This window comes from Faunimonas sp. B44 (genome assembly GCF_052655945.1).
The window spans coordinates 21,518-40,968 of sequence record NZ_JBQYEX010000008.1; the positions used below are offsets into that span (position 1 = coordinate 21,518).

Below are 19,451 nucleotides of genomic sequence, written 5' to 3' on the forward strand. Positions count from 1 at the left end.
TCAGACCGGCCGCCGCTGGCGGCGGATGCCTTGCTCAGAACCGGAGCTCCTCCGGCACGTCCTCGACCTTCATCGGCATGTTGATCGCCGAGTAGCTGTTGAAGGTCTCCCGCTCCTTCTCCGTCATCCGCAGTTCGCGGTGGAACGGTGACAGGAACATGCTGCGCCAGCCCTGCAGGTCGCGGTCCTGAGTGAGGTAGCCGGCAAAGAGGGAATGGCACGACTGGCAGCCGTACCAGGCGAGCTCCCGGCCGTCGGGCGGAAGGGCTGCCGCGAGATCGCCTGTCCGCTCCGCCTCCGCGAGCCGCGCGGGCTCGACGGGCATGTTGAGGGCGAGATAGCCGGCGAGCGTGCGGACCGCCCTCTCGTCGACGCCCTCGGCCATCGGGAGGATGGCCTCGTGCCATTCTGCCTCGCTTCGGGTCTGGCCCGCGATCCCGCGGAGGGTGTCCAAGTTACCGCCGACGATCTCCAGGAGCAGCGCCTTTCCGCCTTCCGGCATGAAGCCGTAGTCCTCCTGCGCCGCGGCGGCTCCGGCGCCGAGCAGCAGCGCAAGAGCCGCGCAGGCGGAGGCGAAGCGATGACCCGCCATCGGGCTAGGCCCGACCCGCCTTCAGCGAGAACACGCTGGCGACCATTTCGCCCGACGCCTTGGCGGTCGGGAAGCCTTCGCCGCGGAGCATGTCGAGCAGCATCACCGTCTGGTCGTCGAAGAACTGCTCCCCGCATCCGCCGCAGACGGCTGCGGGGATGTCCTCCACGACCACCAGGCGCTCGCCGTGCCAGAACGCCGAGCGGACGGTCTCCGGCCTGATCTCCCTGCTGCCGCATTCGCTGCAAGCTTGGCTTGCCGGCGCGTCATCGGTCGCCGCTGTCGACACTGGACTCATGATCTTCTCCGGGCGGGATACCGCCGCTCTGGTCAGATGAAGGCGCCGGAGCCCGCCGCCATCGGGGCGGGCTCCGCGGTTCGTCAGGCGACGACCTTGCGGGCCGCTGCGGCGACGTGATCGGCGTTCGGCCGCATCCAGAGGAACATTTCCGGCGATGCCGGCGGCGGCGCGTCGGGGAAGGCCACCCGCTTGTACCTCGCCCCGTCGACGTTCTCCGCCACCCTGGCGATCACTTCCGCACCCGGGCAGAGCGTGTAGTAGGACTGGTCGACCGTCAGGAGCCGCTTCGTCTTCTGCACGGAATTGACGAGCGTCTCCGTATCGATCGGCTTGAGGGAGCGCAGGTCGATCGCCTCCACCCCCATGCCCTCCTCCCGGAGAACCTCCGCCGCCTTCATCACCTCCGGCATGCTAGCGCCCGAGCCGACGATGGTGATGTCGCTCCCCGTCGTGCGCACCGCCGCCTTGTCGAGCGGCGTCTCGTACTGCTCGTCGGGCACGTCCTCCATCAGGTCGCGCAGGCCGGCGGGATAGAGGAACACGACCGGGTCGCGGCTGCGGATGGCCGAGACCATCATGCCCTTGGCGTCCGTCGGCGTCGACGGGATGACCGTGCGCACGCCGGGGATGTGGGCGTAATAGGTGTCGATCTCGTAATCCGAATGCTGCCCGGCGAAGCCAGGGGTCTGGCCGGTCATCTCCATGATGAAGACGACGGGCATCTCGGCCTGTCCGCCCGTCATGTGGCGGAGCTTGCCGGCATGGTTCTGGATGATCTGGAAGGGCATGCACGCGCCCTGATAAGGAATGTAGGTGCAGGCGGTGCTGCCGGCGAGACCGGCGCCGAGCGTCGCCGCCGCCATCCACATCTCGTCGATGCCCGTGTTGACCACGCGCTTGCGGCCGAACTCCCTCTCCAGATTGATGACCGGCTTGCCGGGATTCGAGGCGACCGGCGGGGTCAGCTCGAATATCCACACCATGTCGGGGCGTTGCCGCATCTCGTGCTGGACCGCCTCCAGCACCGAATACATCCACGTCTTGCGTGCCATTGTCGTAACCTCCGAAGCTTCGTTGCGCCGCGCCTCGGGGGCGCTCAGCCGAACTGGCGGGGAAGGACGGTCCCTTCCGCGAAGACGTGCTTGAGGCCGTCCTCGGGATTGCAGAGCGGCTGCTCTGCCGCCCAGGCGAAGGCCTCCGTCACCTCGTCCCTGACGTCGCTCTCGATCTGATCGGCCCTCGCCTGGTCGAGCACGCCCCAGCGGATCAGGATGCTGCGCGCGATGTCGACCGGGTCGCGGGCCATCCACGCCCGCACCTCGCGCTCCGGCCTGAACGAGGAGATCGCCAGGGGATCGTAGCCGAAGGCGCCGAGTTCCCCGGGCTTCGCGCCGGGTGCGCCCCAGTGATTGTAGTAGCGGTAGGTCTTGGCCTCGATCAGCGTCGGCCCCTCGCCGGCGCGCGCCCGCTCCACGGCGGTCTTGGCGGCGTTGTAGACCTGCAGCACGTCCTGGCCGTCGACGACAACGCCGGGGATCCGGTAGGTCTGGGCCGCGTCGGCAATGTCCTTCATCGGGCACGAATAGGAATAGTGCGCGTACTGGTGGTAGAGGTTGTTCTCCAGCACGTAGATGAAGGGCAGCTTCAGCATCGCGGAGTTGTTGAGCGCGCTGTGGAAGTGCGGCGTGGCGTAAGTGCCGTCTCCGCCGAAATTGACCACGACCTGGTCGCTGCCGCGCGCCCGGATGGCGAAGGCGGAGCCGGTGGCGATCACCGGGCCCGGGCCGATCATGCCGTCTGCGCCCATGAAGCCGATCGACTTGTCGGCGATGTGCATCTCCGCGCCGTAGCCGCCGTTGAGCCCGGTCGCGCGGAACTCGTTCTCCGCGGCCATCTTCTTCATGTCGATGCCCTTGGCGATGGCGTGGCCGGTCGGGCGGTGCGTGGAATAGACGAGATCCGCCTCCATCACGCCGCCGCTGTTGCGCAGCGCCGAACAGACGCCGACGGCGACCGCCTCCTGGCCGGCGTAGAAGTGGTTGTAGCCGCGGTAGCTCGGATCGGTGAGCATCTTGTCGGCCATCGTCCGCTCATGCCACCGGATGCGCAGGATCGTGGTGAACATCTCGACGAGCTTGTCGTCGGTGAGGTCCTTGGCCCAGAACCCGATCTCGCCGTTCGCGCGCGCCGCCGTGGCCGGAAGGGAGATCGCCGCCCCGGCGCCGGCGAGCCCCTTAAGGAAGGTGCGCCGGCTGGCGGACGGCATCTCGACCGTCTCGGCCGCTTCCGGCCGGCTTTCTGCCGTGTCAGTCATGGGATCCTCCACGATCGCGGGCGCTTCGATCACGCCTGCTGCTTGGTCACCGTGGCAGGATGCGCCTGTTTTGCCGGCTTGCTTTGAGCGAGATCAAACTTCTCCGCTTCCCGGGCAGCAAATTCGCCGTCGAGGCCAAACGCGTTCACGCCCGTGAGGGACACCCGCTGTCGAGCGTCGCCGGTCGTATGGCGACGCCCCTGGCGGACCTGTCGTCGAGGACTCTCGGGCAAAGCCTATTCCGGCCAGCCAAGCGGCTGACCGAGCATGACTTCCTTGCGCGGTGCGAGAGACGGGCTGACGTGCCGGAGCTTCCCAACCTGCGCAGGCGGGTCAGGGCCGTCTCGCGGCGCGATGGTCTGGTTCAGGTCCGGGCGCTTTGAAGCGCCAGCTGTCGTTGCCGGTCTCGACGATGTCGCAGTGGTGGGTGAGCCGGTCAAGGGGTGCGGTGGTGATCGGAAGCATCAAGGCCGATGCGGTTTCAGATCGGCCCGGCTCGCGGGTCGACTTTAGGTACCGACAACATCGCCTCTCAATTGCTGCCAAAATCCTCCATGAAGACCAACATCTGCTCGGTGCCAGCCGGAAAGGCCTCCGAGCTGAAGGAACGGGACAGGCGGTCCGAGGTGTTCTCGTTCCTCCTCCACGAGATCCAACCAAACCTCGTTTTCGTCCATGGCAACCAGCCGATAGAGTTCTTCGTGCGCGTCGAGGCGCCGGTGCATCCTCGAAGACCTGAGCTCCTCACGCCTTCCGCCGGCTCGTACTTCCAGAGGGTTCAAAGATGATGTTGTCGCGCGCGGGGCGCAGGTCCACAGTGAACCGATACCGGTCCGGATGGTACCTGGAGATCGTATATCGCACCGGCCGGTCGTCACTGCTCAGATAGACCCGGGACGCGATCAGGATCGGGCGCCCAGGGCGGATGCCCAGATGCTTGGCGACGAGCGCGTTCGCCTTCGTCGCAGCGAGCTCCTGTTCGGCGCGCTCGATGCGGGGGCCGAGCCTCGAAGCGTCGCCGCGACCGCCCTCACCCGGCGCTCCGTTCCGCTCGATCGTGTAGCGATCGATCATCGTGAAGGCCTCGCCGTTCCGGGCGGAGACGAGGAGGCGATGCCGCACGGGCGTTCCTGGCTCGATCTGGAGGGCCTCGGCCACCTCCGTGCTCGCCGGCTCCACCACGTTCAGGAACTCCGTCTGATCGAACCGTGTCGTTTCCTCGAAGAACCCGCTCAGGCGGAACACGCGGCGGTCGGACAGACGACGCGTCACGATGGTCCCGACACCGCGCTTGCGTGTCACGAAGAAGTTTGCGGCGAGGTCAGCCACCGCGCGACGCACGGTGATGCGGCTCACACCGTACTCCCTACAAAGCGCCTCCTCGGTGGGAAGGAGGTCGCCGGGCTTGAACTCGCCGCTCAGGATCCTCTCCAGAAGGTCGCTCCGAACCTGCTCGTAAAGACTCGAAGACGTTCCGCGAACGCGGATTCCCTCAGTGTCCATATCCGCTTCCGTACCCGGGATGAGCTCCGGTCCGCACTGGCCGGAGGGCTGCTGTCAGGATCTGTCCAGAACTGGCGATGGACATCGATCTCAATGGCGTGTGGCCCGCAAGACGGCCACCCCGGGCATGCCGGCATCACGGAGGAAGCCGAGCGGACAGCGGCCAACTTCGGACAAGCGATCAGTTCGGATCAACGTGGAATGGTACATCGGGATAATGTCATGACCACAACCGCCTTCCGAGGTCAATCTGCGGGGCGGACGCACCACATTGCGGCTCCTGTTCACCTTTGCCTGCCCGGCGCGTCACGTGCCGCTCACGGCCAGCGGGCGTCGAGAAAGCGGAGCAAGGCGGCCGCAACCGGCTCAGGCGTCTGAAGAGGCATGAAGTGCCCCGTTTCCAGCACCTCCATCTGCGCACCGGCAATTCGGCGTGCCGTCTCCGCGACCCCTGCGATGGGCCGGACATGATCGTGCCGCCCCGCGAGCACCAAAGTCGGGCATTTGACGCGGCTGAGGGCTGCGGAGAGGTCGAGACCGGCCAGCATTCGCCCAAACGCTGCTGCGCCGAACGGGTTCGCCGCGAGTCGGCGTGACCTTACCTCCGCGAAGCGCGATCGATCCTGCCTGAGCGCCGGCGGATATGAGCGATCGAGCTGCTCGTCGACCGTCGGGCGGACGCCTCCCGCCTCCAGCCGCGCCGCCCTCGTGAGGGCAGCCGCTTTCGCCTCTTCGGGCAGACCGATGGCCGGCGACATTGCCACGAGTGCCGCCGTGCGTGCGGGGAAGGCAGCGGCGAAATGGATGGCGACGGCGGCCCCGACCGCGCAGCCCGCGATTGCGACCGGCCCGGTTCCGCCGAGCGCGTCCAGCAGCGCGAGGGCGTCTCCGCTCAGGTCCTCGATGGTCACGGGACCAGGTTTCCACTCGGACAACCCCGTGCAGCGCATGTCGAAGCGCACCACGCCGTAGCTTTCCGCGAGCAGGTCGACCACATAGTCCCAGCTCTCCAGGGTGCCTCCCATCTCATGCAGAAGCAGGATCGTGCGAGGGCCCTTGCCGAGGCGCTCGTAGCGCAACACGGTACCATTCGCCTCTGTCCAGGGCATGCGGGGTAGCCTCCGGGAAGCACGCGATCGCGCGCGGCCTATATGCGATCGGTCGGCGTGATGGAAGATTGCTGTCCCGCGGCTCGCTCGGAGAACGCGTAGCACGCACGCGCGCTGCTGCCTTGCGCAGGACCATTTCTGCTCTGCCGGGCCAACCTCATCCGCTGACCTACCGCCCGAACGTGCCCCCACGCCAAGGGCGAGGGCGCCAAGGCAGATGTAGCAAAGAAGAAAAACAAGAATTCCTTAGTGCTATGCCCAGTAACATTCATTATATCTTATCCGTATTCATGAGAAAAGCGCCCTGGGAGGAGGCACCACATGCTCGCCTCGCACATATTCTATATCGGCCGCCATTTCTCCATTTGAGCCACAAAGACGATTCCGGCGCAAGCGGCTGGCGAATAATCTTGCTAGATAGGATTGTATTCAGATGATTTCCGTGATCTCCTCCGCCGCGACGGCTGCCTGGTGGCCGGTCCCCGGGGATAATCCGGGGCACCAGCCGGAGATCATAAGGGTGGGTCGGTGGCACGGATCGCCATATTGGACGACTACCAGAACGTCTCGCTCTCGCTTGCGAACTGGGACCTGCTGGCCGGGTGCACCGTGCAGGCCTTTGCCGATCACCTGACGGATCTCGCCGACCTCGAGGCGCGCCTGTCCGACTTCGACGTCGTCGTGGCCATGCGGGAGCGAACCCCCTTTACCGCCGCATTGATCGAGCGACTGCCCAAGCTCCGTCTGCTCGTCACGACCGGGTCGAGAAACAGCGCCATCGACCTTGCTGCAGCCAGCTTACGGGGCGTGCTCGTCTGCGGCACAGGCGGTCTCGGATACCCGACCGCGGAGCTGACCTGGGCGCTGATCATGGCCCACATGCGGCGCATTCCGGCCGAAGACCGGGCGATCCGCTGCGGGCGCTGGCAGACAACGCTAGGTCTCGGCCTGAAGGGAAAGACGATCGGCATAATCGGCCTCGGCCGGAAGGGAACCGAAGTGGCCGGATATGCCCGCGCCTTCGGGATGGAGCGGCTGGCCTGGAGTCCGAACCTCACCGACGAAAGGGCTGCTGCGGCGGGCGCCATGCGGGTGCCGCTGCACGATCTCCTGCGCGACTCCGACATCGTGACCATCCACCTCGTGCTCGGCCCCACGACCATTGGCCTGATCGGCAGCGAAGAGCTCGCAACGATGAAACCAGGCGCCCTCATCGTGAACACGTCGCGCGGACCGATCATCAGCGAGGAAGCGCTCGTTCGGGCATTGGAAGCAGGACAAATCGGCGGCGCGGCCCTCGACGTCTTTGACGACGAGCCGCTCTCGCCCGACCATCCGCTCTGTCATGCGCCCAATACGGTCCTTACCCCCCATCTCGGCTATGTGACGGAGGAAGGGTACCGCCTCTTCTACCGCGACGCGGTCGAGGACATTGCCGCGTTCCTCCGCGGCACGCCTGTTCGCGTCCTCAACCCGCCGCCATGCGCTCAGGCATCGTAGGTCGCATCCTTCGCGAGCGCGGCGGCCGTCTTCGCAGCAACCGAAGGCCGCCAGAAGGCCGGCCGGACCTTCGGCCGTTGCTCCGACCCGATTACCCCAGCCGGCACGGTGAACATGTGGACACTCTACTCTTCGAAGACCTCCCCGTTCGGCCGAAAGATTGCGGTGGGGGCCGGTCTCTGCGGCGTATCCGACCGGATCCGCACGATCGTGAGCATTCCGCGGGACCCCGACGATCCCATCCGGAGCATCAATCCGCTCGGGAAACTGCCGACCCTCGTCATGGACGACGGCGAGGCCTTGTTCGATTCGCCGGTGATCCTCGAATGGCTTGATGCGCAGGCTGGCGGGGGAAGGATCGTGCCGAACGGGAATCGCCGCTTCCCGGCTCTCCGTCTGCAGGCCGTCGGCGACGGCATCATGGATGCAAGCATTCTGCAGATGTCGGAAAGGCGATATCATGAAGGTGAGGCGTACAGCGTCGCCTGGGCCGATCATCAGCGGGAGAAGGTGATCCGCGGGGTCGTTTTCCTGGAGCGGAACCTCCAGGCGCTGTCGGGCGAACCGCATGTCGGGCACATCGCAGCCGCTTGCGCTTTGGGATACCTGGATTTCCGCTTCGACGGCTTCTGGCGCCCCGGGCATCCGGCGCTCGAGGATTGGCTGGAGGCGTTCGAGGCGGCCGTGCCCAGCTTCCGCGAATCGGCACATTCGGCCTGAAGGGATCAGCCCTCGCCGGTGGACCCCATCCCGAGCTCGTTTGGGGTACCGCAGCAGGGCGGATCCGGGTTCGAGGCCAGGCGGAGAAACGGTACGGGGTCGCGGCATTGCAGCGGCACCTGACCGCATTTCCCGAACCGACGCGGGCTTCGGCAACAGGCCGCGTGACGGACGCCGTTGAACAGGCGATGGGGCCGGCAGACCGGCCGGATCGCCACGTCATTGAAACGAGCGAACCGGTGCAGAGCCGTGCAGGGCCGGCCGCCCGGCGCCGTCGGGCTGCAACATTGACGGCGAAACCACACTCTGCTGATATAACATTATAAACACAACAGGGAGGAAGCTCAGATGACGGTATCGCAGGTGTGGGCCGCGGCATTCGCCGTCGCCGGGATCGTCTCGTCGGCCGCTGTCGGCCCCGCTCTCGCGTCCTCGGACTGGCCGACCCGGGAGGTCAACGTGATCATCCCGTGGGCAGCCGGCGGCGGGACCGACCCTCTTGCCCGCATCATCTTCGACGACCTGAGCCAGCGGCTCGGGCAGGCCTTCGTCCTTGACTTCCGGCCAGGCGCCGCCGGCACCATCGGAGCGAATACGGCCTCGAAAGCCGACCCGGACGGCTACACCATGCTGTTCACGTCGGGTGCGCCGGCGGTGAATGCCAACTTCATGCCGAACGTCGAGTACGACCCGAAAACAGATATCCTGCCTGTCGCTCAGGTGACGTATTCACCGACCTTCATCACTGCCAATGCGAAAACGCCGTACAACACGTTTCAGGAGCTGATAGACTACGCAAAGGCGAACCCGGGCAAGGTGAATGCAGCATTTTCCGGCATTGGCGGCAACAGCCATCTTGCCGTGACTACGGTGCAATACAAGGCCGACGTGCAGTTCAACGTCGTGCCGTACACGGGCGCCGGTGCGCAGCAGGCCGACCTTATGAGCGGCGTCGTCGACCTCGGGTTCGGGTTCGCGGCAGGCTTCATGCCGGGGGTCAAGGCCGGCAAGCTCAAGTACATCGCTGCGATGGCAGAAGAGCGCGATCCGCTGATGCCGGATGTCCCTGCAACGGACGAGAGCGACTACAAGGGCGTGTATAAGGGCAACTGGTTCATGGCATTCGTGCCGAAGGGCACGCCGCGCGAGATCGTTGACAGGATGAATGCGGAACTGCGGGCCACGCTCGCCAATCCCGACATCCAGAAGCGGGTGAACGACCTCGGCTATGAGGTGGTGATCGGCACCCCGGAGGATGCTGCAGAGCTGATCAGGAGCGATATCGCCGAGATGCAGGTTCTGGTCGACGCTGGCGTCTTCCAGCTCAAATAGGTTGCCGGCACGCCGCTCCGCCGGGAGCGGCGTCCGCCTTTGCTTCGCCCCCCTGGCCCCGGTCTGCTGGCGCTCCTGCCAAGGTGGCACGGCTCCGTCTCATGCGGTGGCGCGCGGTATCAACGGCGCGCTTCCTGCAATTGGTGGCCGGGTTCGGCCGTGGCGACCCTGGACACGCTGTCCGCGAGGTGGCGCAACGCGACCGCCGCGAAACTGCGCAGGCCTTGCCGTGGCTGATCCGTCCCGGCGCGGGCCTCGCCGTCGGGAACCCTTCTCCTGGAGAGCAACACTATGAGCTCGTTCGACACCTACGCGAACCGCTACGAGCGGATCCGGATGCGTCGCGAAGACGGTATCCTGGAGATGACGTTTCACACCGATGGCGGTCCCCTGCGCTGGGGCAAGGGGGCGCATGAGGATCTCGAGCGCGCCTTCCTCGATGTCGGGCGCGACCGGGACAACGAGATCATCATCATTACCGGAACCGGACGAGAATATGCCGGGCCGGCCGTGCAGCCGAGCGGCCAAGGGGGCCATCACGATCCGAGGAATCCGGTGACAGCCGAGGAGTGGGACAAGCTCTGGTACTGGGAAGGCAAGCACCTCCTCATGAACCTGCTGAACATCGAGGTTCCGATGATTGCCGCCATCAACGGCCCTGCCACCCGGCATGCGGAAATCCCGCTTCTCTGCGACATCGTGCTGGCGTCCGACGATGTGACCATTCAGGATTCGGCGCATTTCAATGGCGGGCTCGTCCCGGGTGACGGTGTTCACGTCGTCTTCCCGCTGCTTCTCGGCCCAAATCGCGGCAGGTACTTCCTCCTCACCGGGCAGGTGCTGAGTTCCGGCGAAGCGAAGAATCTCGGGCTCGTCAACGAGGTTCTCGCGCGCGAAGACCTCCTTCCGCGCGCATGGGTGCTGGCTCGACAGATGCTGCAGCGTCCGCCGCTGCTGAGGCGGTACACGCGCGTGATGCTCACACAGGATCTCAAGAAGCGGATGGTCGAACTGCTCGGATACGGCCTGGCGCTGGAAGGACTGGCCGCGGTGCAGCCGGTCCGGTAGGCGTCCGGCACGGGCCCGGTATGCCGGCGCTTACCGCACACGACGGCCAGCACTCTCCCCGTTTCCCCGACCCGGCTCGAAGAAGGAAGCGGGAAAATCGTCGCGTGATCCCGCTGCTCCTGCTGGTCAGCGGGATTGGTCGACCCGGTAAGCGGTGACGGCGCGCTCCGCCACGCGCATGGCCTCAGATGCAATCGGGACGCCGGCATAGACGCCAGCCTGAAGCACGATCTCGATGATCTCGTCCTCCGTCAGGCCATTGTTCAAGGCGCCGCGCACATGGACCTCGAACTCGTGCCAGCGCGCCATTACGGCGAGCATTCCCAGGTTGAGCGTGCTTCGGGTCTTTCGGTCGAGGCCAGGACGAACCCAGACGTTGCCCCAGCAATGCTCTTCGGTGAATTGCCGAAAAGCCTGCTTGAACTTTGATTCCGGGGCACCAGCATCCCCCACATACGAGGTTCCGAGCACTTCCCTCCGAATATCTCGGCCCAGCGCCAAGCGCTCCTGCTCGTCCATCGCGCGTACCTCCCAAAGCTGGCCAAAGATATAATGTCATTCTAAATGGGTCCAGTGCGCGTCCGAGCGCCACCTGGATCAGGCGCTTCGCCAGAAGTCGCCGACCTGCTCCACCCGGCCCTCGGCTGCGAGCTTCGTGAGGTGAGATCTCACGTTCCGCTCCGCAGCCCGACGAAGGACAGGGTTCGCCTTCGCGTACAGATACTCGGCGAGCGCCGCCGGCGTGCTCGGCCCGCGCCGCAACGCCGCTTCGATCTCTGCCTCGCGATCGAGCCGATGCTTCAGGAGGTCTTGGATGAATGGCCGCGGGTCCGGAAGCTGAGGCCCGTGCCCGGGGAGATAGAGGTTCTCGGGCCGAGCGAGAAGACGGCGCAGGCTGTCGAGGTATGCTGCCATGTCGCCATGCGGAGGCCCGACGACCGTGCTGCACCAGGCCATCACATGGTCGCCGCTGAAGAGGAGGCCGTCCTCGCGCGCATAGCATACGTGATCGGGTGCATGGCCAGGCGTATGCACAGCAGTAAAACCGGCGACGGTGTCCGCGTCCGCAAGCGTGAAATCCGCCGGGGCGGCCGCCAGGACCGTCGCGTGCGAATAGATCGGCGCGCCGGTTGCCGCCCGCAACGCGGGGGCATTGCCGACGTGATCGGCATGCCCGTGCGTCAACAGGATGCGCGTGACTTTGGCGGAGACGGCAGCGAGGACAGCGTCGAGATGCCCCTCGTCGCCCGGCCCCGGGTCGATCACGGTTGTCCCGAACCGGTCCTCGACGATGTAGGTATTTGTCCCATGATAGGTCATCGCGCCCGGATTCTCAGCCACGATGCGGAAGATTCCGGGCCGGACTTCCGTGCGTGTCCCGCGCCGCGGTGAGGGTTCAGTAAGGTACGGCAAGGCCCGCTCCCATCGTTTGCCCGCTGCCAACGCATCCAAAGGCGCTTCGGTCGAATTCCGGGTGAGAGACACCCGGTTCACGAGCCGTGGCCAAGGGCTGCTCCTCGACGAGGAGATCCTGCGCCGAGCCGAGACCGGCCAGCGCGAAATCGTCCGCGCAACAGCGGCCGCAAGAGCAGCTGGGGCGATCTCTCGAAGCCGGTTCCGTCATGACGGTTGACATCGTTCTGTGGTTCATATGGAATAATGTTATATCGAGCAACCGTCGTTGATCGGATTGCCGTGGGAGGTCTGATGGCGGCAGAGCGGAAGAGCAGCGTGCTCGAGGACCGGTGGCAACCGGTTTTCCGGCATTCCGCCGGGCGGCTCGGAAGCCATTTCCTTACGGCGCTCCGATCGGAGCGGCGCTTGCTGGGGTGGCACGCCGGGCAGCCGCCCAGGACGGCGATGCCGCCGAAGGACTGCGGATCGGATGGACGATGGGTGGAGATCGGCCCCGGCGCGGTGTTCCTGACCTGCGCGCCGCCGGACTGGGCAGCCGATTTCGGCGAGCCAATCCTGGCGAGGTTCGTTCTCGGCCGCGTCGCCGTCGATGGGGCGGCGGCGCCGGTCTTCGCGCTTCTGCGGCTGGACCAGGGAGATGACTTGCCGAAGCGGGGTGCGAGGCTCGTCGCCCGCTTCGCCGGCGAGGCGCAACCCGGCGATGGAGCGCCCGATTTCTGGTTTGAGCCGGTGTCGGGCTCCTCGATGGCGGCGGGAGACGCGCCGTGACCGCGCCCGCCACGATCACGGGCTGGGCGTGCAGGCTGGGCCGGCCCTTCGGCGACCGCCTCGACATGGCCGTCCGGGAGACGGTCCTCGCGGCGCTTTCGGTGAGCAATCTGCCGATCGATGCAATCGATTCGGTCGTCACCGTAGCCAGCGATACCTTGGACGGCCTCTCGGTTCCCGGACGCGGCGAGATCGCCGGCAATTACGGTCGCTCGTACCTGAACCTGCCGTCGAGCGCTGGACACGGGCTCGGAGCAGCTGTCGTTCAGATCGAATCCGGCTCGGCGGAGAACCTGTTGCTGGTCGGTTGGGGCGCCGCGACCAAGCTCGCCCGCGAGGATTCGCGCCGGAACCAGGCGGACCCGTTCTATGCGCGGCCGATCGGCGCGTCGCCGCGTGCACTCGCGGCGCTGCAGGCGAACGAGCTGTCCGGATTGGAGGGCTCGGATCCGCGCCGCCTGCAAGCCTATGCCGATCGGATGCGCTCGCGCGCCTGGGCTGACGCGACCGAGACGCCGGCGGGCGCGACGCCCGTCTGGGCCCGCTCCGGGTTCTGCGACGGGGCAGTCGCGATCGTCTTGCAGCGCGGCAGCGGGTCCCGGACCGGCATCGGCGTGACCGGAATCGCGAGCGTGTCGCGCCCTTATTCTCCAGAGGACGAGCGCCTGGATCCGGCCGAGTGGGTGTCCGAAGCTCTGGGCTGCCTTCCGGATACGGACGACGTCGACGGCGGGAGCGCCGGCATCGTCGAGGCGGCCGCGCCGACGCCCGCCGCCGAGGCGCGTGCGCTCGGCGCGCTATCGACCGGATCGGCGCAAGACATCGCCGGGTTCAACGCGTCCGGCGGAGGGGCGGTCGCCTATTTCGGCGCGGCAACCGGCCTCCGGCAAGTTGCCGAGGCAAGCCGGGCACTGGCTGCGAAGGGGACGAGCCGACCCTCGAGCGCCCTCGTCCTCGACCTCGCAGGCCCGTTGGGACAGCACGTAACCGCCATATATCTGAGGGCGGGAGGCGCCGCATGAACAAGGCCCGCCCGCTCGCCCATGTCCTCGGGACGGCTCAGGTTCCAATGCGGACCCGCTTGCCCGATCTCACCTATGCCGACCTGCTCGGCCGCGTGGCCCATCAGGCGATCGAGGATGCGCAGGTCGATGCGAAGGATGTCGACGGGCTCATCTTGGCCATGTCGCCGACCACGACACTCGGCGTCGACGAGCCGCAATACTGGGGCATAGCCGGGCTGCCCGGCTCGAACCGTTTTCTCGGTCGCGTCCACGTCCTGGCCGCTTCGAGCCTCGCGGCTTTCCGGCTGGCCTGTTCTTACGTGGCTTCCGGACGGAAGAAACGCGTCCTGGTCGTCGCCGCCGACCTCGCGGACGAGGCGCCGAGCCTGACCGGCGCGCTCGGTCAGCTCCACGACCCGTTCACCGAGCGGCAGGTCACCCGGAACGCGATCACCTCGGCTGCCGTCCAGATGTCCGCCTACATGGCCAGGAACGGGCTCGACGAGGCCGCCATGGCCGGCGTCGTCGTGAAGAACCGGGCCAACGGCGTGCTCAACGCGTTCGCCCAGCTGCGGCAGGCCGTCACCGTCGAGGAGGTGCTCGCATCGCCCATCATCGCTTGGCCGATCAAGCGAATGGACAGCTCTCCGCGTTCGAGTGGGGCCGCTGCCGTGCTTGTGGGGAGCGAACCGGGCGACCGGACGCGCACCGCCGTCTATGCGACCGGCTTCGGGTCCTATGCCGGCGGACGAACCATTGGTTCGCGCATGGTGGCCAACGACAACAGCTATCTCGACGGCTCCGATCTCGCCGAGGCCGGACGGCGCGCCTACCAGGCCGCTGGCCTGGAGGACCCGGCAACGGAACTGGGCCTGGCTGAAGTCTACGCGTCGTTCGGCATCCTCGAACTCATGAGCATCGAGGCGCTTCGCCTGAACAGGGGCTCCAATGCCGCCGCGCTTATCCGTGACGGCCATTTCCATCGCGATTCCGACCTCCCGGTCAATCCGTCCGGAGGGGCGACATGCGGCAGCCCGATCAGCTCGACCGGGCTGATACGGGTGATCGAGGCGGCGTGCCAGCTGCGAGGCGAAGCGGGCGAGCGGCAGGTGTCCTTCAAGCAGCCGCGGGCGGTCGTGTCGGCGATCGGAGCTGCCTTCCAGATCCATGAAGTAGGGATACTCGAGGCATGAGCGAGATCCGATCCGCAGAGCGGCCGGCCGAAGCGGCCAAGCGCCAACCGAGGCCGGATCCCGAAGGCATCGTATTCGTGGACGCGAGCTGGGACGTCCCGCAGGTCTATGTGCCCGATCCGCTGATCGTGCGCATGTTCGAAGAGCTGAAGAACAAGCGCCTCGTGGGCGCTCGGGTGCGAGGCGGCGACCGGGTGATCTTCCCGCCGCAGAGCGTGTGCGAGGTGAGCTACCGCGACACGGAAGAGCTCGTCGAAGTCGGCCCGGCCGGCACGATCCGAACCTTTACGATCGTCCATTCGAAGTTCGCGCGGAGCCCCCCGCCGCCATACGTCATCGTCTTCGTCCAGCTCGACGGCGCAAGCACCGCGACGGGCGGATACCTGCGAAACGCAGATGTCGAGATCGCCGGCAGCCTCGCGCTCATCGGGAAGCGGGCGAAGGCTGTCTTCAAGGATGAACCGGAAGGACAGTGGTCGGACTTCTGGTTCGAGCTGGAAGGATAACGGACCCATGCACCTCGATGAAACGCCGCTCACGCCGAGAGCGCTCGAAGGCGTCCGTGTCATCGACATGGCCGACACGAATTCGGTCTACACGACGAAGATCCTGTGTGACCTTGGTGCCGAAGTCATCCGGATCGAGCCGACCGCCGGCGACCCCATGCGAACGGTCCAACCGGTCGACGACGCCACCGGCACGAGCGCCTTCTACGCCTACATGAACACCAACAAGCGCATGGTGACGCTCGATCTGGAGCGTCCGGGCGGCGCCGATCTGTTCCGCAGCCTGGTCGCGACGGCCGACATCGTCGTCGAGAGCGAGCGCCCGGGCCGCCTGTCCGCGCTCGGGCTCGACTATGCATCGTTCAAAGCGGAGCAGCCGGCCCTGGTCTGGACCACCGTCACGCCCTTCGGGTCGAGCGGACCGTGGAAGGATTGGCAGGCCGACGACCTGATCAGCCAGGCGATGGGCGGCTTCATGACATTGAGCGGCCTGCCCGAACGGGAGCCCCTCAAGCTCTTCGGCGAGCAATCCTGCTTCATCGCGGGCCTCCACGCCACCTCCGGCACGCTCATCGCGCTCTGGCACGCTCTGCTCAGCGGAGAAGGACAGCACGTCGACGTCTCCATCCATGAGGCGATCGTCCACACGCTCGAGAGCGCAATCCAGGTCTACACTACGGAAGGCCGCGTCCGGGGCCGGCTGCCGCGGAGTGACGAAGCGGGGATCGGGATGTTCCCGGCGACCGACGGCGAAATCTTCGTCTACGCGAACATGAACATGATCACCCGGAGCTGGTTCAACCTCGTCAAGACGCTCCAGAAGGAGGGTATTCCGGGCGCCGAAGATCTGTCCGATCCGAAGTGGCAGGACCAGGCTTTCCGGCGGACTCCGGAGGCGCGCGAAGCGGCGACGGAGATGATCGCCGCGTTGACGAAGAACAAGAGCAAGTACCAGAACTACAACGAGCTGCAGGCGCGGAACGTGCTGTCCGCGCCGAAGAGCGAAATCAGCGATCTCTTCAACAACCCGCAGCTCAAGTTCCTCAACTGGTTCGTCGACCAGCCGATCGGGGACCGGATGGCGACCTGGCCGGGACCCGCCTTCCGGATGTCGGAGACGCCGCGCAGGCAGCCGGGCCCGGTCCGTGCGCCGGGCGCGGACAACGACGCGGTGCTCGGCGCGCTCGGCGTCGCCGGCGAAAAGCTCCAGCAATCTCGTTGAGAGGACACGCCATGAACGTGCAGCTCACTCCCGCCAGCATGGCGCGCGACCAGAGCCGACTGCCGCTCAAGGGCATCCGCGTGCTCGATTTCACGATCGGCGGCGCAGGTCCCTTCGCGACGAAGGCGATGGCAGACTTCGGCGCCGAGGTCATCAAGATCGAGACGCGCACGCACCCGGATTTCCCGCGCACGATGGGTCCGTATGCCGGCGGCATCAAGGATCCCGATCGCAGCGCCTATTTCACGAACCGCAATTCCAGCAAGCTCAGTCTCACCGTCAATCTGAAGAAGCCGGGCGCGGTCGACGCGCTGCGGCGTCTTGTACCGAGCTGCGACGTCGTGATGAACAATTTCCGCGCCGGCGTGCTCGATCGGCTCGGGCTCGGCTACGACCACCTCAGCGCGCTTCGGCCCGATCTCATCTTCGTCGCGATGCCCTTGCAGGGGTCGGGCGGGCCGCAGGCCACCTACAGCGGCGTCGGGCACACGCTGAACGTGCTCTCCGGCATCTACGGGGTGACGGGGTACGAGGACGGGACCCTGGTCGGGCCGGGCACGAACTATCCCGATCATTCGGTCAATCCCGGGCATGCACTGGTGGCCGTGATGGGGGCACTGATCCATCGCAAGCGGACCGGCAAGGGGCAGTACATCGAAGTCTCCCAGCTCGAATCGACCATGAACCTGCTGGGGCCGAGCATCGTCGGCTACAGCCTCACCCGCACGAACCCCAAGCCGGTGGGGAACGAGAGCGCAGACATCTTCCCGTATGGTCTGTTCGGCTGCGCGCAGGGCGAATGGCTTGCGATCTCCGTCCGGTCGGACGAGCAATGGCAGAGGCTTTGCGGCGTGGCCCACTCGGAATCCTTCGCCAGCGATGCCGCCTTCGCAACGAACGCGGGCAGGCTCGCCCACAAGGAGCGCCTGAAGGGCATGCTCGTCGCCTGGACGGGCCGGCAGGACGCCTACACCCTGATGAAGGCCCTTCAGCAGAACGGGGTGCCGGCCGGCGTGGTGCAGAACGCGCAGGACCTGGTCGAGCGCGACGAGCAGCTCGCCGCCCGCGGCAATCTCGTGACGGTCGAGCATCCCGTAATGGGCCCCGTCGTCTACAACGGCCCGCCGAGCACGCTCTCCGGGACGCCCGGCCGCATCGCCTGCGCGCCACTTCTCGGCGAGCACACCGAGTACGTCCTGAAGGAAATGCTCGGCATGAGCGACGACGACGTGAAGAGGCTCCGCGAAGAGGGCGCGCTCGAATAGCGGCGCGCGCATCGGCCCGGACGGGGGGAAGCAAATGAACGCACCACAAACGATCGCGCCCGCCGCTCCCGATCTGTCCGTGGACAACGTGGCGGCCGTGGTCGGGATCGGCCACAGCGACTGGCGCGCCGACTACAAGAGCGTTCGGGACGGCGGCAAGCCGCACGACTCCTACGGCTACGGTGCGGTTTCGCTGAAACGCGCGCTCGAGGACGCCGGACTCGACCGCGGCGACGTCGATGGGCTCATCGTCGGTGCCACGACGTCCTACGAGCGTGCGAGCGAGCTCTACGGGATCTCCGCACGCTGGGGACTCCAGGCGGATTCCAGCCAAGCCATCGTCGCCGCGATGATGGCCATCAAGTCGGGTTTCTGCGAAGTGGTGGCGCTCGTCTTCGGCAACGATCAGCGCTCGGCAAAAGTGCAGTACGGCGGCCCCCAGGCGATGGGAGGCGGCTCCAATCTCTCTTACGTCTATCACGCCCCGTTCGGACTCACCTCGCAAGGTGCGCTCTACGCTCTGATGCAGCGCCGCCACATGGAGCTCACCGGAGCGACCGAGGCCGATCTCGGCGGGGTTGCGGTCGGCCAACGCGCGTGGGCCGCTCACAATCCGGCTGCGATCATGCAGGGCCGGCCGCTCAGCATCGAGGACTATCTCGCCTCGCCCTACATCGCCGAGCCGCTTCACCTGCCGGACTACTGCCTGATCAACGACGGCGGTGTCGCACTGATCGTCATGGAGAAGTCGCGGTCCAGGCGGCAGGGCCGCAAACCGGTGACGATCAAGACCGCCGCGCGATACGATCTGCACGACGGTTCAACCACGCTGAGGCCGCGCCTGCTCGATTTCTATCACACCGGGCATAAGGTCGTTTCGGAGAAAGTCTACGACGCGGTTAGCTTCGGGCCGAAGGACGTGGACGCGCTCCTCGTCTACGACAGTTTCAGCTGCCATATCCTCTACGCGCTGGAGGGCTTCGGCTTCTGCGGCATCGGCGAAAGCGGACCGTTCATTCGCGAGGTCGGAATCGGGCCGGGCGGGAGACTGCCCGTCAACACCCATGGCGGGCACCTGTCCGAAAGCTACATGCAGGGCTGGGCGCATCAGATCGAGGCGGTTCGCCAGTTGCGGGGGGAAGCCGGTCTGAACGTGCCGAACTGCCGCAACGTCCAGTATATCTCGGACGTCGTCGGCCGGGTCTACTCGATCATCTACGGAGTGGAATGATGGCCGGTCCTCGCCTCTACTCGCCCTATGACCAGACGATGTGGGAGAGCATCGCCGAAGACAGGATGCGGATGCAGCGTTGTGGCGAGTGCGGCACGTTCCGCTATCCGCCGGGAGCCTGCTGCCCCAACTGCCTGTCGACAGAGGCAGACTGGGAAGAGGTCTCCGGCAGAGGCAAGGTCCTATCCTGGATCACCTATCACAAGCAGTACCTGCCCGCTTATCCGGCACCAACGACGATCGTGGCCGCAATGCTCGACGAAGGCCAGATCCTGATCACGAATATCGATCGCGCCGAGACGCCGAAGCTTGCGCTCGACCGGCCGGTGCGGCTGATCTACGGCGATCATCCCGACGGATATCGCATTCCGCGCTTCACCATCGACGAGCAGCCGGCCTCCTGACCC

The 19,451-nt window shown here is 66.2% G+C and carries 22 protein-coding genes and 1 pseudogene; 13 read left to right on the forward strand and 10 right to left on the reverse strand.

The genetic code is table 11. The annotated features are described in order from the left end of the window. Positions 1–34: 34 nt before the first annotated feature. From ACUN0C_RS14350 to ACUN0C_RS14375, 6 genes and pseudogenes are all read right to left on the reverse strand, one after another. On the reverse strand, positions 35–592 hold the full coding sequence (locus ACUN0C_RS14350) for a hypothetical protein (RefSeq protein WP_445467074.1): 558 nt from the start codon (positions 590–592) through the stop codon (positions 35–37). 4 nt (positions 593–596) lie between these two features. Further along, positions 597–890 (reverse strand): YgiT-type zinc finger protein, encoded by a 294-nt coding sequence (locus ACUN0C_RS14355; RefSeq protein ID WP_445467075.1) that lies wholly within the window; start codon positions 888–890, stop codon positions 597–599. Between the two features lie 83 nt (positions 891–973). Next, the gene (locus tag ACUN0C_RS14360; RefSeq protein ID WP_445467076.1) at positions 974–1,945 is read right to left on the reverse strand and encodes an alpha-ketoacid dehydrogenase subunit beta; all 972 of its coding nucleotides are present in this window, start codon (positions 1,943–1,945) and stop codon (positions 974–976) included. Between the two features lie 44 nt (positions 1,946–1,989). Beyond that, positions 1,990–3,207 carry a thiamine pyrophosphate-dependent enzyme gene (locus ACUN0C_RS14365; RefSeq protein WP_445467077.1) on the reverse strand — a complete coding sequence of 406 codons (1,218 nt, stop codon included), beginning with the start codon at positions 3,205–3,207 and terminating at the stop codon, positions 1,990–1,992. Positions 3,208–3,236: 29 nt separating this feature from the next. After that, positions 3,237–3,371 carry a hypothetical protein gene (locus ACUN0C_RS14370; RefSeq protein ID WP_445467078.1) on the reverse strand — a complete coding sequence of 45 codons (135 nt, stop codon included), beginning with the start codon at positions 3,369–3,371 and terminating at the stop codon, positions 3,237–3,239. A 169-nt stretch (positions 3,372–3,540) separates the two neighbouring features. Beyond that, a pseudogene (locus ACUN0C_RS14375) lies at positions 3,541–3,663 on the reverse strand (ATP-binding protein); the annotation flags it as partial. 17 nt (positions 3,664–3,680) lie between these two features. On the opposite strand from ACUN0C_RS14375, the gene ACUN0C_RS14380 reads away from it, so the two are divergent. Then, complete coding sequence (locus tag ACUN0C_RS14380; RefSeq protein ID WP_445467079.1) at positions 3,681–3,995, forward strand: hypothetical protein; 315 nt, start codon at positions 3,681–3,683, stop codon at positions 3,993–3,995. Here the strand turns inward: ACUN0C_RS14380 and ACUN0C_RS14385 are convergent. Further along, positions 3,952–4,710, reverse strand: coding sequence for a GntR family transcriptional regulator (locus tag ACUN0C_RS14385; protein WP_445467080.1), 759 nt, complete (start codon positions 4,708–4,710; stop codon positions 3,952–3,954). The genes ACUN0C_RS14380 and ACUN0C_RS14385 overlap by 44 nt on opposite strands. A gap of 317 nt (positions 4,711–5,027) precedes the next feature. Beyond that, positions 5,028–5,819, reverse strand: coding sequence for an alpha/beta fold hydrolase (locus tag ACUN0C_RS14390; protein ID WP_445467081.1), 792 nt, complete (start codon positions 5,817–5,819; stop codon positions 5,028–5,030). Between the two features lie 528 nt (positions 5,820–6,347). Here ACUN0C_RS14390 and ACUN0C_RS14395 point away from each other — a divergent pair. The 4 genes from ACUN0C_RS14395 to ACUN0C_RS14410 all read left to right on the forward strand — a co-directional run bounded on the left by ACUN0C_RS14395 (position 6,348) and on the right by ACUN0C_RS14410 (position 10,439). Continuing rightward, positions 6,348–7,319 carry a D-2-hydroxyacid dehydrogenase family protein gene (locus ACUN0C_RS14395; protein WP_445467082.1) on the forward strand — a complete coding sequence of 324 codons (972 nt, stop codon included), beginning with the start codon at positions 6,348–6,350 and terminating at the stop codon, positions 7,317–7,319. Positions 7,320–7,433: 114 nt separating this feature from the next. Then, positions 7,434–8,039, forward strand: a complete 606-nt coding sequence (locus ACUN0C_RS14400; RefSeq protein WP_445467083.1) for a glutathione S-transferase N-terminal domain-containing protein — start codon at positions 7,434–7,436, stop codon at positions 8,037–8,039. Positions 8,040–8,387: 348 nt separating this feature from the next. After that, positions 8,388–9,371 carry a Bug family tripartite tricarboxylate transporter substrate binding protein gene (locus ACUN0C_RS14405; protein WP_445467084.1) on the forward strand — a complete coding sequence of 328 codons (984 nt, stop codon included), beginning with the start codon at positions 8,388–8,390 and terminating at the stop codon, positions 9,369–9,371. A gap of 291 nt (positions 9,372–9,662) precedes the next feature. Further along, a complete protein-coding gene (locus ACUN0C_RS14410) occupies positions 9,663–10,439 on the forward strand; it encodes an enoyl-CoA hydratase/isomerase family protein (protein ID WP_445467085.1) in 777 nt (258 codons plus the stop codon). Between the two features lie 126 nt (positions 10,440–10,565). On the opposite strand, the gene ACUN0C_RS14415 is transcribed toward ACUN0C_RS14410, so the two are convergent. Further along, positions 10,566–10,958 carry a carboxymuconolactone decarboxylase family protein gene (locus ACUN0C_RS14415; protein ID WP_445467086.1) on the reverse strand — a complete coding sequence of 131 codons (393 nt, stop codon included), beginning with the start codon at positions 10,956–10,958 and terminating at the stop codon, positions 10,566–10,568. A 78-nt stretch (positions 10,959–11,036) separates the two neighbouring features. Then, positions 11,037–11,780: an MBL fold metallo-hydrolase gene (locus ACUN0C_RS14420; protein WP_445467087.1), complete on the reverse strand. Its 744-nt coding sequence runs from the start codon at positions 11,778–11,780 to the stop codon at positions 11,037–11,039. Positions 11,781–12,260: 480 nt separating this feature from the next. Here ACUN0C_RS14420 and ACUN0C_RS14425 point away from each other — a divergent pair, with 480 nt between their 5' ends. The 8 genes from ACUN0C_RS14425 to ACUN0C_RS14460 are packed head-to-tail and all read left to right on the forward strand — an operon-like array spanning position 12,261 to position 19,448. Then, a complete protein-coding gene (locus tag ACUN0C_RS14425; protein WP_445467088.1) occupies positions 12,261–12,623 on the forward strand; it encodes a hypothetical protein in 363 nt (120 codons plus the stop codon). Further along, complete coding sequence (locus ACUN0C_RS14430) at positions 12,620–13,645, forward strand: hypothetical protein (RefSeq protein WP_445467089.1); 1,026 nt, start codon at positions 12,620–12,622, stop codon at positions 13,643–13,645. Before ACUN0C_RS14425 ends, ACUN0C_RS14430 begins: the two co-directional genes overlap by 4 nt. Further along, positions 13,642–14,820, forward strand: a complete 1,179-nt coding sequence (locus ACUN0C_RS14435; RefSeq protein ID WP_445467090.1) for a thiolase family protein — start codon at positions 13,642–13,644, stop codon at positions 14,818–14,820. Before ACUN0C_RS14430 ends, ACUN0C_RS14435 begins: the two co-directional genes overlap by 4 nt. Further along, entirely contained in the window at positions 14,817–15,326 is a 510-nt protein-coding gene (locus tag ACUN0C_RS14440) for a Zn-ribbon domain-containing OB-fold protein (RefSeq protein ID WP_445467091.1), read from the forward strand. Before ACUN0C_RS14435 ends, ACUN0C_RS14440 begins: the two co-directional genes overlap by 4 nt. A 7-nt stretch (positions 15,327–15,333) precedes the next feature. Further along, positions 15,334–16,548, forward strand: coding sequence for a CaiB/BaiF CoA transferase family protein (locus tag ACUN0C_RS14445; protein ID WP_445467092.1), 1,215 nt, complete (start codon positions 15,334–15,336; stop codon positions 16,546–16,548). An 11-nt stretch (positions 16,549–16,559) separates the two neighbouring features. Beyond that, complete coding sequence (locus tag ACUN0C_RS14450; protein WP_445467093.1) at positions 16,560–17,813, forward strand: CaiB/BaiF CoA transferase family protein; 1,254 nt, start codon at positions 16,560–16,562, stop codon at positions 17,811–17,813. Between the two features lie 34 nt (positions 17,814–17,847). Beyond that, on the forward strand, positions 17,848–19,044 hold the full coding sequence (locus ACUN0C_RS14455; RefSeq protein ID WP_445467094.1) for a thiolase family protein: 1,197 nt from the start codon (positions 17,848–17,850) through the stop codon (positions 19,042–19,044). Beyond that, a complete protein-coding gene (locus ACUN0C_RS14460) occupies positions 19,044–19,448 on the forward strand; it encodes a Zn-ribbon domain-containing OB-fold protein (RefSeq protein WP_445467095.1) in 405 nt (134 codons plus the stop codon). Before ACUN0C_RS14455 ends, ACUN0C_RS14460 begins: the two co-directional genes overlap by 1 nt. Positions 19,449–19,451 lie beyond the last annotated feature (3 nt).

Coding starts and splice junctions, on each gene's coding strand:
- ACUN0C_RS14405 (WP_445467084.1), top strand. CDS start 8,388: ATGACGGTATCGCAGGTGTGGGCCGCGGCATTCGCCGTCGCCGGGATC.
- ACUN0C_RS14460 (WP_445467095.1), top strand. CDS start 19,044: ATGGCCGGTCCTCGCCTCTACTCGCCCTATGACCAGACGATGTGGGAG.
- ACUN0C_RS14410 (WP_445467085.1), top strand. CDS start 9,663: ATGAGCTCGTTCGACACCTACGCGAACCGCTACGAGCGGATCCGGATG.
- ACUN0C_RS14455 (WP_445467094.1), top strand. CDS start 17,848: ATGAACGCACCACAAACGATCGCGCCCGCCGCTCCCGATCTGTCCGTG.
- ACUN0C_RS14450 (WP_445467093.1), top strand. CDS start 16,560: ATGAACGTGCAGCTCACTCCCGCCAGCATGGCGCGCGACCAGAGCCGA.
- ACUN0C_RS14440 (WP_445467091.1), top strand. CDS start 14,817: ATGAGCGAGATCCGATCCGCAGAGCGGCCGGCCGAAGCGGCCAAGCGC.
- ACUN0C_RS14350 (WP_445467074.1), bottom strand. CDS start 592: ATGGCGGGTCATCGCTTCGCCTCCGCCTGCGCGGCTCTTGCGCTGCTG.
- ACUN0C_RS14390 (WP_445467081.1), bottom strand. CDS start 5,819: ATGCCCTGGACAGAGGCGAATGGTACCGTGTTGCGCTACGAGCGCCTC.
- ACUN0C_RS14355 (WP_445467075.1), bottom strand. CDS start 890: ATGAGTCCAGTGTCGACAGCGGCGACCGATGACGCGCCGGCAAGCCAA.
- ACUN0C_RS14360 (WP_445467076.1), bottom strand. CDS start 1,945: ATGGCACGCAAGACGTGGATGTATTCGGTGCTGGAGGCGGTCCAGCAC.
- ACUN0C_RS14435 (WP_445467090.1), top strand. CDS start 13,642: ATGAACAAGGCCCGCCCGCTCGCCCATGTCCTCGGGACGGCTCAGGTT.
- ACUN0C_RS14400 (WP_445467083.1), top strand. CDS start 7,434: ATGTGGACACTCTACTCTTCGAAGACCTCCCCGTTCGGCCGAAAGATT.
- ACUN0C_RS14445 (WP_445467092.1), top strand. CDS start 15,334: ATGCACCTCGATGAAACGCCGCTCACGCCGAGAGCGCTCGAAGGCGTC.
- ACUN0C_RS14385 (WP_445467080.1), bottom strand. CDS start 4,710: ATGGACACTGAGGGAATCCGCGTTCGCGGAACGTCTTCGAGTCTTTAC.
- ACUN0C_RS14415 (WP_445467086.1), bottom strand. CDS start 10,958: ATGGACGAGCAGGAGCGCTTGGCGCTGGGCCGAGATATTCGGAGGGAA.
- ACUN0C_RS14380 (WP_445467079.1), top strand. CDS start 3,681: ATGCGGTTTCAGATCGGCCCGGCTCGCGGGTCGACTTTAGGTACCGAC.
- ACUN0C_RS14365 (WP_445467077.1), bottom strand. CDS start 3,207: ATGACTGACACGGCAGAAAGCCGGCCGGAAGCGGCCGAGACGGTCGAG.